Origin of the sequence: Coprobacter fastidiosus (assembly GCF_030296935.1) — a bacterium.
GTDB classification, from domain to species: Bacteria; Bacteroidota; Bacteroidia; order Bacteroidales; family Coprobacteraceae; genus Coprobacter; species Coprobacter fastidiosus.
Map to the genome: position 1 here is coordinate 14,481 of NZ_AP028032.1, position 13,735 is coordinate 28,215.

Annotated in this window: 10 protein-coding genes and 1 pseudogene; all 11 read right to left on the bottom strand. The window is 36.0% G+C overall.

Going from position 1 to position 13,735, the window contains the following annotated elements:
- Positions 1 to 130: 130 nt before the first annotated feature.
- Entirely contained in the window at positions 131 to 1,459 is a 1,329-nt protein-coding gene (locus QUE35_RS00050; RefSeq protein ID WP_022602513.1) for a sensor histidine kinase, read from the bottom strand.
- 7 nt (positions 1,460 to 1,466) lie between these two features.
- The gene (locus QUE35_RS00055) at positions 1,467 to 2,147 is read right to left on the bottom strand and encodes a response regulator transcription factor (RefSeq protein ID WP_022602514.1); all 681 of its coding nucleotides are present in this window, start codon (positions 2,145 to 2,147) and stop codon (positions 1,467 to 1,469) included.
- Between the two features lie 47 nt (positions 2,148 to 2,194).
- A complete protein-coding gene (locus tag QUE35_RS00060) occupies positions 2,195 to 5,320 on the bottom strand; it encodes an efflux RND transporter permease subunit (protein WP_022602515.1) in 3,126 nt (1,041 codons plus the stop codon).
- A 12-nt stretch (positions 5,321 to 5,332) separates the two neighbouring features.
- Positions 5,333 to 6,424 (bottom strand): efflux RND transporter periplasmic adaptor subunit, encoded by a 1,092-nt coding sequence (locus tag QUE35_RS00065; RefSeq protein WP_031258883.1) that lies wholly within the window; start codon positions 6,422 to 6,424, stop codon positions 5,333 to 5,335.
- Positions 6,425 to 6,440: 16 nt separating this feature from the next.
- Complete coding sequence (locus QUE35_RS00070; RefSeq protein ID WP_022602517.1) at positions 6,441 to 7,703, bottom strand: TolC family protein; 1,263 nt, start codon at positions 7,701 to 7,703, stop codon at positions 6,441 to 6,443.
- Between the two features lie 228 nt (positions 7,704 to 7,931).
- Positions 7,932 to 8,834 (bottom strand): AraC family transcriptional regulator, encoded by a 903-nt coding sequence (locus QUE35_RS00075; protein ID WP_169721142.1) that lies wholly within the window; start codon positions 8,832 to 8,834, stop codon positions 7,932 to 7,934.
- Between the two features lie 66 nt (positions 8,835 to 8,900).
- On the bottom strand, positions 8,901 to 10,019 hold the full coding sequence (locus QUE35_RS00080; protein WP_122329691.1) for an ABC transporter permease: 1,119 nt from the start codon (positions 10,017 to 10,019) through the stop codon (positions 8,901 to 8,903).
- A 1-nt stretch (position 10,020) separates the two neighbouring features.
- Positions 10,021 to 11,127 carry an ABC transporter permease gene (locus QUE35_RS00085; RefSeq protein WP_022602525.1) on the bottom strand — a complete coding sequence of 369 codons (1,107 nt, stop codon included), beginning with the start codon at positions 11,125 to 11,127 and terminating at the stop codon, positions 10,021 to 10,023.
- A gap of 1 nt (position 11,128) precedes the next feature.
- Positions 11,129 to 11,860, bottom strand: a pseudogene (locus QUE35_RS00090) (ABC transporter ATP-binding protein); the annotation flags it as partial.
- A 13-nt stretch (positions 11,861 to 11,873) separates the two neighbouring features.
- Positions 11,874 to 12,830 (bottom strand): ABC transporter ATP-binding protein, encoded by a 957-nt coding sequence (locus QUE35_RS00095; RefSeq protein ID WP_022602529.1) that lies wholly within the window; start codon positions 12,828 to 12,830, stop codon positions 11,874 to 11,876.
- Positions 12,823 to 13,734, bottom strand: coding sequence for an HlyD family secretion protein (locus QUE35_RS00100; RefSeq protein WP_022602531.1), 912 nt, complete (start codon positions 13,732 to 13,734; stop codon positions 12,823 to 12,825). The genes QUE35_RS00095 and QUE35_RS00100 overlap by 8 nt, the downstream gene beginning before the upstream one ends.
- Between the last annotated feature and the right edge of the window lies 1 nt (position 13,735).

The following is a 13,735-nucleotide window of genomic DNA, read 5'->3' on the forward strand; positions in this document are numbered from 1 at the left end:
ATGAGCTATTTTACAGCTTTTATTTTTATTTGATCTGGAATTTTTTAAGTAAAATTTGAGATAGAAACTTGTTTATTTCTGATTAAAGGGTATTTTGTGTTATAAATCGTAGTCGGGTTATATTCAAATATTATTCGAAAATTATAGAAAATGTTGTATATTTATTCAATTCGGACGATATTTCTACTTTTCCTCCATAATAAGACAATATTTTTAAAGAGAGGCTTAGCCCTATTCCGTATCCGGGATATTCCCGAGCATTGGATGCTCTGTAAAAAGACTGGAAGATATGGTTGATCTCTTCTTGTGGTATACCGATACCATGATCGGTTATTTCTATTATTTTTTTTGAAGAATCATAGAATAGACGTATCTGTACGGTTTTATTTCCCGAATATTTACAAGCATTATCAATAATATTCCGGAGAGCTATTTCCAGCAATTCAGAATTTGCTTCGACTGTTATATCGTAACATTTTTCGTTAAGTAGAAGTTGTATGCGGTCATTATTTTTGAAACGTTCTTTTAACCAGTATCCTAAGAAAATCAATTCTGATGGGCGCATTTGCATCTCTTCTTCTTGATGAGAAAGAGATAACAAATTTTGAGTTAATCGGGATATGCGTTTACTTTCGGTCATTATTCGTTGTAGTGCTGCGATATATTCTTCTACAGAGCGTTTTTTCATTAAGCTGATTTCACATTCGCCCTGAATTGCCGTAATTGGATTGTTTAATTCGTGAGAAGCGTTGTTTATGAATGCTTTTTCTGATTTGAAAGCTGTGTCGATGCGATCCAACATTTCATTTAATGTCTGTATCAATGTATCCAATTCGTCGTTGTTATCAGTTCTTTTAAGTCTTATGTTCAGATTATTTCCACGTATTCGTTTTAATTCTTTTAATAAATTCTGTAAGGGGGCAAGTATTCGATTTGAATAAATTCTTCCGGTAAGATAGATCAAAATTATACTGAAAAATATTAATATAATCATTAATATTAGAATATGGTCAATGATATTGTCGCCATAATGGTTTTCCGATAAAATTATGACAATAAAATTTCCTTCATTATCCGGATAATATAAGGCTGCACCTAATTGTTTACCATGTTTAAATGTAATGGGAGTTTTTGTGAAAAGCTTTTGAATTTGATCTGCAGAAAGAAATAATTGTAATGAATCTTCATCTGATGAAATACTGTCTGCATTCAATAATATTTCATGAGCGAGGGGGAGTAACTCATTGTATTTTTTTTGAATAATTTGATAACTCGATTCGTCTACTTCGTCTTTTTCCCAATGTTTTTGAGCTGTTATATAAGCTTTATCAACAAGATAAGAGTAATACAATGTATTAATGTACCGTGTTGTAAAAAAGTAGAAAATAATCACGATAACCGTAATAATACTTACTGCAGTCGTAGTATAAAATAATGCTATTTTGTGGCCTATTTTCATGTTTTGTCTAATGCGCTTCCATAATGTAACCAGTACCCATTACCGTATGTATGAGTTTTTTATCGAAATCTTTATCTATTTTTGCTCTTAAATAGTTGACATATACATCCACAATATTGGTGTTAGGGTCGAAATTTTTGTCCCATACGTTTTTTAATAGATTCATTCTTGAAAGTACACATCCCTGATTTTGGAGAAAATATTCTAACAGACGGTATTCCTTTACCGTAAGTTCTATTTCTTGAGTTCCTCGTTGAGCTTTTCTGGTGTTGCAGTTCAATACCAGATCTGCACAGGTTAGTGTTTGTACACTCTTGTCATTGCAGCTTCGTCTAACAAGTGCTTTGATGCGAGCTCCGAGCTCTTGAAAGTTAAAGGGCTTTACTAAATAGTCATCAGCCCCGGCCTCCAGTCCGGAGACAATATCGTCACTTGTCCCTAATGCCGTAAGTAAAAGTATGGGGGTTCGGTATCCTTCTGTTTGCCTGAATTTCTTACAAACTTCCAACCCGTTCATTTGCGGCATTATAATATCCAGAATCAATATATCATATTGTTTTTGTTGTATAGCTTTCCATGCAGAAATCCCATCGTGAACGGTATAAACCGTATGTCCGGATTCTTGAAGCCCCCGTTCAATAAATGAGGCGATATTTATTTCGTCTTCAGCTAAAAGTATATAAGCCATGTCTGTTTTATGTAGTTACCTTTGTATATTATCGCAAATATAACAAATTACAATCGTCTTTGTCTAAGATTGCCGTTGTTGTCATATAACATTTTCTGATAAAAACATTCGATTATTAGTGGGAAAACAAAAAGAGCGAAGATGGTTGCACTGACCAATCCCCCGATTATTACAATTGCCAATGGTCGTTGTGATTCAGATCCTATGCCATGACTCAGTGCAGCCGGCATTAATCCTATTGCTGCCATAGCAGCAGTCATTATTACAGGACGTATTCGGGAACGCATGCTTGATTTTATTGCATCCTGAAGAGGTAGCCGAGTTTTAATGTTTTGTTTGATGTCCGAAATCATAATAACGCCGTTTTGAATACATATTCCGAACAAAGCTATAAATCCGATTCCGGCAGATATGGAAAAATTGAAATCGGTTAACAGAAGAGCTATTATTCCGCCTGCAGCAGCGAACGGAACATTGAGTAGGACAAGTCCGGCATCTCGAGCATTGGAAAATAAAATAAATAGAATGATAAATATAATAATGATGCTGATAGGAACGACTTGGGCTAATCGTTTGGATGCACGTTGTTGATTTTCGAAATCACCTGTCCATTTTAATGTATAACCTTCGGGTAAAACGACTTGTTCGTTGATTTTCTTTTGTGCTTCGGCAACAGCACTTCCCATATCTCTTCCTCGTACCGAGAATTTGACCGCACAGAATCGGGCATGATTATCCCGAAATATAAGTAGAGGTCCTGTGATTGTTTTTATTTCTGCTAATTCTTTTATGGGGATCATTGTTCCGTCCATTGCTTGAACGAGAATTTTTCCTATTTCGTCTTCATTTTGTCTAAATTCTTCTTTATAACGTACCATAATGTTAAATTTTTTTTCTTCTTCGTATAAGGTCGATGCCGATTTGCCTCCAATAGCCATTTCTATAATACTTTGAACATTCTCTTTCGATACTCCGTAACGGGCAAGTTTTTGTTCATTCAGCTCTATTCTTAATTCTGGCTGTCCTATGTTTCGGATTACTCCTACATCTTCTATTCCATTTACGGTTTTTAATATATTACTGATTTGAGAAGCCTTTTGTTCAGAATAATAGAGATCTTTGCCAAAAACTTTTACAGCAATTGAACCCTTTACTCCGGAAGCGGCTTCTTCTACATTGTCGGTAATAGGTTGAGAAAAATTGAAATCTATTCCGGGATATCTGCTCAGATCCTTTTGCATTTTTTCAATAAGTTCGGCTTTGGAAAGTTTACTTTTCCATTCTTTTTCTGGATGAATATCCACATGAAATTCGATATTGTAAAAACCGGTTGCATCTGTCCCATCATTAGGACGTCCGGTTTGTGACATAATTTGTCGTACCTCAGGGTAATTTTTCAGCTCTTTTCTCATCTCGTTTGCCAGTTTTACCGATTCATTTAGAGAAATACTTTGAGGCAAAGTTGCCCGGATGTAGATAGAGCCTTCATTCAATTGCGGAAGAAACTCTGTCCCGAGCAATGTAAAGCACCATAATCCGAAAAGTGCAAAAGCACTTGCAATTCCGATCGTGGTTTTTTTGTAGAAGAGGCATTTTTCAAAGAAAGAAGAGGATTTTTCTTTTAGAAAACGAACAAATCGGTTTTCTTTTTCTTTTACGTTTTTTTTCAGCAGTATTGAAGATAATACCGGTACTAAAGTCAAAGTAAATATTAAAGCTCCCAATAGAGCAAAGCCAAGTGTATAGGCGAGGGGAGAAAACATTTTCCCTTCTACTTTTTGGAAAGAGAAAATCGGAATTAGTGCCGTGATAATGATTAGTTTTGAAAAGAAGACGGCTTTAGCCTTTTCTTTGGAAATATTTCGGATCAACCCCATTTTAGACATTCTGTTAAATGCAGTCATTCCACTTTCTTTTGCTTTACGGTCTAATGCAACGAAAATTCCTTCTACCATTACGACTGCCCCGTCTATGATAATCCCGAAATCGATTGCTCCCATAGATAGAAGATTTGCAGACATACCCATCATACGAAGACAGATAAAGGCAAATAAAAGAGCCAGAGGTATCACGATCCCGACAATAACGGTAGTACGCCAATCTGCCATAAATATCAAAACGATAAAAGTAACTAACAATATCCCCTCGATGAGATTGTGAGTTACCGTATTGACTGCAAGATTTACCAGATTCTCTCTATCATAAAATGATACTATTTCTACATCTTTAGGTAATATGTTTTCATTGATATAAGAGATCTTTTTTTTCAGCGCATCGATGACTTCTTTGGGATTTTCATTTTTTCGCATAATGACAATGCCTTCTACCACATCGTTCTCGTTCATGCGTCCTACTTGTCCTAAACGAGGTAGGCACGATTCGTGTACTTCAGCCAGGTGTTTTACTAAAATAGGAGTTCCGTTTATATTTTTTACGACAATGTTTTTGATCTCGTCCATGTCGTTGATTAACCCGATTCCACGGACCACATAGGCTTGAGAACTCTTGGTTATTATATCTCCTCCTACATTGATATTACTGTTTGCGATGGCATCAAATAATTCTAACGATGAAATACCGTAGTTTTTTAGTTGATGAGGATTTACACTTACTTCGAAAGTCTTAACTTCTCCTCCGAAACTGACAATATCAGCAACTCCAGGCACAGAACGGAGGCTACGGTCGATAATCCAATCTTGAATTGTTTTTAACTCTCGGATATTTTTTTTATCGCTTCGTAAAGTGTAACGAAAGATTTCTCCGGTAGGTCCGTATAGGGGTTGTACTTCTGGTGTTACCCCTTCCGGAAGATCTGCATCGTTTAACAAATTATATACTTGTTGTCGTGCCGTAAAATCATCTGCATCATCATCGAACATTACGTTGATGACTGATAATCCAAATAATGTAGTGGATCGAATGTCGGTTTTTTGTTGTACTGGATTCATCGCTATTTCTATCGGAATAGTGATGAATTTTTCTATTTCTTCAGCACTCCTTCCCGGCCATTGGGTGATAATCGTTACTTTTGTATTCGTTACGTCTGGAAATGCATCTATCGGAGTATGTTTGAAGGAAACTGCTCCAATGACGACAGCAAGAAATGTCAAGAAAAAAATAAAAAATTTATTCTTTAGAGAGAATGCAATGATGTTATCTATGAATTTATGCATAGTAATGTTTTTTTAGTTAGCTTTTAAAGCATTGTACACCAAAAGAGCATTTTGGATGATAATTTTTTCACCTTCGTTTAGACCTGAACTTAAATAACAATATTTCCCGGATCGTTTGTATATTTCTATTTCCTTGATTTTCGTACGATTATCGGGAGTTATGGCAATAACATAATTTTTGCCATTTTCAAAAATTAGAGCCTGAGTGTCGATGCGGGGCATTGATTTTTCAAAAAGAGTCGATTGTACATGAATATTGGTAAACATACCAGGTTTAAGAATATGATCTATATTTTTGAGTTCAATTCTGGCATTCATTGTTTTACTTTCCGGGTCGAGTATATGAGATATTTTTTCGATGATACCCGTAAACTCTTTGTCCGGATAAGCTAATGTCGTGATTCTTACCGAATCGTTTTCATGTATTTTATTGATATCGCTTTCATAAATATCAGCAATTATCCATACATCATTAAGTCCTGAAATAGTAAAAAGATCCCCATCTTGATCGTTGCGTATTTGCATTCCTTTATTGATATTTTTATCTATTATAAATCCGGTTACAGGTGCTTTAATTTGGTAAAATGAATTCGGCTGAATGTGATATATGGAGAAAATCTCTTGTAATCGTTGTTGTTCATTATGAGCGTTGGTAAGTTCCTGTCGTGCTATCATGACATCTTTTTCTGAAGTCATGCCAGAGTGAAACATGTCTTCGGTAGCTTGTAAATTTCTTTGTGCAGTTTTTACATTTTCTACGGCGTCTTTCAATTGTTTTTCATAATCGGCGGCTTCTCCGCTTCGGATTATGGCCAATGTATTACCTTTTTTTACATAGTCACCGATTTCTGCATTTATTTCTGTAATAGTCCCTCCGAATATTGGAAAAACACGAGCCGTTTGTTTCGGATCGAGAGTTACTCGTCCGTTGAGAGTCAACTCGTCTGAGATTTTATATATTTGTACGGTATCGATAGAAATAATCTCTTGCAGACTGTCAGAAATAATTTCGGATGAGGGATTTTTTTCTGTTATCTTTTTCCCGGAGCAAGAAAAAAGAACAAAAAGTAGTAAGATGTGGAATATAGATGATTTCCCTTTCATATTTGTATGCATTAAATTAATAATTGAAAATATTTTTTCCGGTAAGTGTATTTAGCTTTTCCATAAGTAGGAAAACGTTTTTTCTGGATTCGCACAATTGCAGACATACCTCTTTATAGCTTTCATAGTAATCGATAAATTCAAGCATATTGATATTTCGTAACTTGAAATTCTCATTTACTCCCGATATTAATGTATCGAAATTATTTTCCAGTTCGGAGTTTCCTGAACGGTAAAGTTGTAATGCTCTTTTTAATTGAGAGTATGTTGCATATACTTCTGATCGGGCTTTTTCTATTGATAAATCTTTTTCTTTAATTTTCTTTTGTATATCAAATCGAGCAGCCTTGATATTTCCTTGGTTTCTGTCAAATAAAGGAATGGATATGTTTATCCCTATGGCAAAATAATTATTTATAAAATTCCCGGCTCGGTCATATATCCCTTTTACGGCGAATTCAGGGGCAGCCATTGATTTCTGGAGTTTCAGATTTGCTTTTGAAGCTTGTAGTTCTGTATGGGATATTTTTATATCAGGTCTTTCCGTTAATGTCAGGCATAGATCATTATAGGGTATTTCTTCTAATTTGTATTTGTCGGCTACAGATGTATCGATAATAGGAGAAATTGGTTTGCCGGCCTCATAATTCAGTAGCAGGTTCAATGTCTCTTTATTTTCTATAAGCCGGGCGGTAATTTCACTTTTGTCTTTCTCTAAAGAAAAGAGTAATGCTTCAAGTCGTGAGATTTCCAGAAGAGATAAGTTCCCTTTTTGATGTTGTTCTTGATAGGTGTTCAGTAAAAGTTTTAACGCAGCTATTTCTGTATCATAGACTTTAACAGACCGATTATCGAAATAAATTTCTATACATGTTTCACGGAGTTTACTTTTGAGTGTTCGCAAAACTTCTTCAAATTGGTATTTTGCATTTTCTTTATTTATCTTTTCTAATTTGATACGTTTGTTTCTTTGTCCTGCAATTTGGATAATTTGCTCTATCTCTACACTGGCTTCACCATCTTTGCCGACATCGAAGTATTTATCGTTTAATCGGTTATATATGTTTTGTTCAAGAGATAAAGACGGATTATCCCATAATTTGACTTGTGTAATCTTTGCTTGTGCAATGTCGATATTATATCGTTCGGCAATAAGTGTTAAATTTCTGGAAATGAAAATTTGCTCAGCTTTTTGTAAGGACAGTTGAGTACTGTCCGGTTGTGCATTTCCATAAAGTAGGCATCCGCAGAAACATAAAGTGATTAAATTTTTTTTCATTCTGTATATTTAATTTTTGGCAAAGATAGGGTTCGATATTTGGGAGAGTGTACAGAATGAATTATAATATACTTATATGAAATTAGAATTTGATTAGAAGATTATAAAATGTTGTAGATATGTGTATTATGGATATAGAAGAATAAAAATGCAGGCCGAAAAAAGAGTATTTATCTATGTTTTTCGGCCTGTATTTATAAGAAGAAACTTTTTAGAATTATCTTATCTTTATGGAATAGTTGAGATCGCGTTGCTTCGGTAATACTTGGGAGAAAAACCTGTGTAACGTTTGAAAAATTTACCGAAAAAGGACGGATTCGGGAAATTCATTTGAAAAGCTATTTCTTGAACCGTTGCATTGGAATATTTCAAAAGAAAAATAGCTTCTGACATAATGACTTCGTCTATCCACCTTGAAGGTGTTTTCCCGCTTACTTCTTTGATTATAGTTGATAAATATTTAGAAGAAATACATAATTTCGATGCATAAAAATGAACCTTTCTTTCTTTTTTGCAGTATTGTGAGACCAATTGCATAAATCGTGCGAAATAATCTTGATTTCTACTTTGGTGAATGTTTGTGATTTCGAGAAACTCGGGATTATTGGCCAGACTGATTATGTCATATAAGAAGGTTTTTAAAGCTGCATGATAAGCTTTTCTGTTCCATTCCGAGCATGTAGCGGTTCTTATTCGTTCCTGTATATTACCCAACATTCGGATGAGTTCATCTCTTCTGTTTGTCGGAATGGTGATGACCGGGTTATTTGTTGTTTGGATGAATAAAGGAGATATTTTATTCCATTGCAAAAAATTCTTTCTTAAATAGTCGGATGCTAAGATCACCTCGCTTATGATACTCTCCTTTTTGCAATCTATTTTTATAATATTATTGGGTAAATATACGAACAATGTACCTGGAGTTACGGTGTATGATCTTAAGTCTGATATTATGTTTACTTCTCCGCTGATACAAAATAGTAAGGCATAAGCTTCAATTTGGAAAGGTGATTGTACATCTTCTGGTTTTATACTCTGTCGCATTATCATGCAACCGTCAAGCACGCTTTTCTCTTTGCAGGGGTATGATTTCGTCATATGCTCGAATGTGCATTTTTTTATTTGTACCATGTCCGTTGTTTTTTGATATATCATATTGAAATAACTTTATCAGTTTCTTTGTCTTTAGATAATCCTTTATGAGTTTTTCCGATAGCTTAGAACCGCCCATATATTAAGTGTCACGGCAAAACTTAATAATGCTGTCAGTTGTGGTATTAATTCAGTTATTCCGCTTCCGCGCAGATAAACAGCTCTCATTACTTGAATAAAGTATTTTAAGGGATTGAATATGACTATTGTTTGTGCCCATTTGGGCATGCTTGCAACCGGTGTGAATAGTCCGCTTAACAGAATCAGAATAATTATAAAGAAGAACATGACGAACATCGCTTGTTGCATAGTGCTTGAGTAGTTTGAGATAATTAAGCCAAATCCGGAGATTAAAACAATGAAAATCAGTGAAAAAAAGTATAATGTGAACAGACTCCCGACAGGCGAGATTCCATATAATACTTTGGCTAATAGGAAGCATATATTCAGTACTATGAACCCGATAATCCAATAAGGTATCAATTTGGCAAGAATAAATGTAAACTTGCTTACCGGAGTTACATTGATTTGCTCGATAGTTCCTATTTCTTTTTCACTTACTATATTTAGTGCCGGAAGAAATCCGCAAAGCATAGTCAGCAACATTACCATGAGTGCCGGAACCATAAAGAATTTGTAATTTAAGTGTGGGTTGAAACGGTTCTGCACCGAAATATTTACGGTTGCCGATAGATTATTCGCATTACTTGAATTTAGCCACTCTTGTTGTATTTCTCCGGCAAAACTGTTTATTATTTCCATCATATAAGAACTCCCTAATCCCCCTTTTGTCCCATTTACGGTGTTAGCGGAGATCAGCACATTCGTATTTTTTTCTTTGATAAGGTCCTTTTCAAAAAAAGGCGGTATTTCGAGAATAATGTCGATAGAACCTTTTTCTATCGACTGCATGGCTTCGTTATATGTCGGAGATATTTCTTTTAAATGGAAATATTCGGATGCATTTATCTTGTGTATGAGCCTTCGGGAATAATCCGAATGGTCATTATCCACTATCCCCAGATTGATATTTTTTATTTCAAGGTCTGCCGCCCAAGGCATCAATATCATCATCATGCACGGAAAGATCAATATTAATTTCGGCATGAATGAGTCCCTGATCATCTGTTTGAACTCTTTTTCTATGAGGTATTTTATTTTCATATTATTCGAGTCTGTTTTTAAATTTCTTTAGACTTATAGTAATTAATATTATGGACATAAACATGAGAATTGATATTTCTTGCCATGCAAGAGAGACATTTACCCCTTCGATCATCAGTTTTTTTACGGTCATTATATACCATTTTGCCGGAATGATGTGCGATATCCATTGTAGTATGGGAGGCATACTTTCTATCGGGAATATCATTCCGGAAAGCAACATGGTAGGCATCATTAATATCATTCCCGAAGCCAGCATAGCCGCTACCTGTGTTTTTGTCAAAGTCGAGATCAACAATCCGAGAGATAATGATACGAAAATGAAAAGGAGAGATACGATAATCAGCCAGAATAAGCTGCCGGCAATAGGAACATGCAAAACGTAAACTGATAAAATAAGTATGGTAAACAAGTTTACACAGGAAAGAACGAAATAAGGAACTGCTTTTGCCAAAATGATAAAGATAGGTCTCATCGGAGAAACCAACAATACCTCCATTGTCCCCATTTCTTTTTCCCGGACAATCGATATAGATGTCATCATTGCGCATATCAACATCAGAATGAGCCCCATAACACCCGGTACAAAATTATATGCACTCTTCATTTGAGGATTATATAATAATTTTATGCTTGAGGTGATATGCATGGGGATATTGTTGCCGAGAGTCAGTTCTTGCTGGCTGGCAGCAATGATACTTGCAGCGTATTGAGTGAATGTTTTTGCCGTATTGGGATCGGTTGCGTCGGCAATAATTTGTATGCCGGCTTCTCCGGTGTGCAATAATTTGCTGCTAAACTGTTCGCTGAATACGATTACCATGTCTGCTTTGCCCTCTTTAAACTCTTTTTCTATTTCGTTACTGGTATGCAGATAGCGGTCTACGATAAAATATTCGCTGGCGTCTATTCGCTCTATTATTTTTCTGCTGACGATATCTTCATTTGGATTTAGTATGCTGACCCGTATGTCCTTTATATCGGTACTGAGTGCAAAACCGAAAATTATAATCTCTATAATCGGCATTCCGAGAAGAATCATCATTGTCCGGATATCCCGGAAAATATGATAAAATTCTTTGTGTACAAAAGCTATAAATTGTTTCATATCACTCTGCTTTACGAGTTGCCTTACGGGCTAATTGCTGGAAGACATCTTCCATGCTTTCTGCTTTAAATTGATATTTCAAATTCTTAGGAGTATCTAATGCTTCTATGCGTCCGTCAACCATGATCGAGACCCGATTGCAATATTCCGCTTCATCCATATAATGTGTCGTGACGAATACTGTTATTCCCCGATCAGCGGCCTGATAGATCAGTTCCCAAAATTGACGTCGTGTCGAAGGGTCTACGCCTCCGGTCGGTTCATCGAGAAATACTATTTTCGGTTCGTGAAAAATAGATACCGAAAACGCGAGTTTCTGTTTCCAGCCGAGGGGAAGTTCTTTTACCAAAGTATTCCGTTCGCTTTCAAATCCGAGTTGTTTTAGAAGTATGTTCGTTTTTTCGGAGATTTGACGGTCGTTCATTCCGTATATTCCGGCAAAAAGCCGTATATTTTCCCATACTTTTAGGTCTTCATAAAGTGAAAATTTCTGGCTCATGTATCCGATGTTCTCTTTTACATTTTCGGCTTGTCTGTATATATCGAATCCTGCGACCGTTCCTTTTCCTGAAGTCGGTTTGCTAAGACCGCATAGCATTCTCATTGCGGTTGTTTTTCCAGCGCCATTGGCCCCTAAAAAACCAAAAATTTCACCTTTAAAAACCTTGAAAGAAATATGGTTTACTGCCGTAAAATTTCCGAATGTTTTAGTCAGGTTTTCCGTTTCAATAACAATTTCGTTCATATTATCCGTTTTGAGCAAGCTGCATGTAACAATCTTCTATAGAGGCCTTAATTTCTTGAATTATAATTTCCTCGTGGCCTTTTTGTTGTAACCATCTGCATAAATTATTTATCGTTAAATCATTGTTTTTTAAAGTGATGTGGTGTGTTTCACCAAATGCAAAACAACTGTCGATAAAAGGATGAGACCGTAAATCTGTCAGTAATTTGAACATTTTGTTACTTTGTACCGACCATAAGGTTTTATTGAAGCCGGCAGTAATGTTTTCGGGTGTATCTATTCCTATGAATTTGCCTTCTTTGATTAGGGCAATCCTGTCGCATAAACGGGCCTCATCCATGTAAGGTGTAGATACGAGTATTGTAATACCCTGATTTTTTAATCGTTTCAGCATTTCCCAGAATTCTTTGCGGGAAACCGGATCTACACCGGTAGTCGGTTCGTCTAAAAACAGAACCGAAGGCTTGTGAATGAGAGCGCAACTTAAAGCCAGTTTCTGTTTCATCCCTCCGGATAAAGCTCCGGCTTTTCTGTCTTTAAACGGCTCTATCTGTTGGTAAATATCTTTTATTAAATAATAATTCTCTTGAATGGTAGTTTGAAAGACAGATGCGAAAAATTTCAGGTTTTCTTCTACCGATAAGTCGGGATATAGAGAAAATTTACCGGGCATATATCCGACACGATTACGGATCTCTTTATAATCTTTTATTATATCCAGTCCATCGACGGAGGCTGTTCCGCTGTCAGGCAGGATAAGAGTTGTCAATATTCTGAACAAACTCGTTTTCCCCGCACCGTCCGGACCTATGATCCCGAACAGTTCACCTTGAGATACCGAAAATGAAATGCCTTCTTTAGAGTCCGGCTGTCCGAGAGCATATTTGTTTTCGTAAGATTTTTTGATATTATTTACTTCGATAGCTTGCATAGGACTTTGTTTTTGGTAGTCAGTCATTATTCGAGGTGAATTTTACCTCTCCGTACATTCCTATTTTTACATAACCATCGTTTTTTATTGCTATTTTTACTGCATAAACGAGGTTTGCCCGTTCGTCTTTAGTCAATATTGTTTTGGGAGTAAATTCCGATTGAGAAGAGATCCATGTGACGATACCGGGATATTCTTTCCGTTTCCCATCACCGTAATCCGATATTACCGTTACTTTTTGCCCTACTTTGACTTGGGACAGTTGAACAGAAGTAATATATGCTCTGAGATACATATTTTCGATGTCGGCAACTTTGAAAAGAGGTTTTCCTGTATTTGCCAATTCTCCGGCTTCGGCATATTTGGTGAGTATAGTTCCGTTGATAGGACTGCTGATAGAACATTTTTTTAGTTGGTCTTGTATTTGTGCGACTTGAATTTCAAGAGCCGAACTTTGCTCTGTAATGCTGTTGCTATTGTTTTGTAATGTAGATTCCTGAGCTTTCAGTTGTTTTTCCAGAACAGCGATCTGCCCATTGATGTCATCTAATTGTTTTTCATTGGCAGCATTCGATTTAAGCAGGTTGATAATTCTCCTTTGTTCGATTTGGGCCGTCGCAATTTGCTGTCTTGTAGCCGCAATTTGTTTGTTTATATCCGGGCGGTTACTTTCTACAGAACGGATATTCTTTAATAGTTGCTCTTTTTGCAAATATAATTGTACCGTATCGATATAGCCTAATTTTTGTCGGGTAGTTACGATAGACCCTTCTTCGATATCGAGTTGTTCTATCTTACCGTTAGCTTCGGCAGAAACGATTACTTCGGTAGCTTCAAAAGTTCCTGAAGCATCCATGTTGTCACTATTATTTCCACAGGCACATAGAGCGAGAAAGCCTGATAATATTCCGTATTGATATATCTTTTTCATA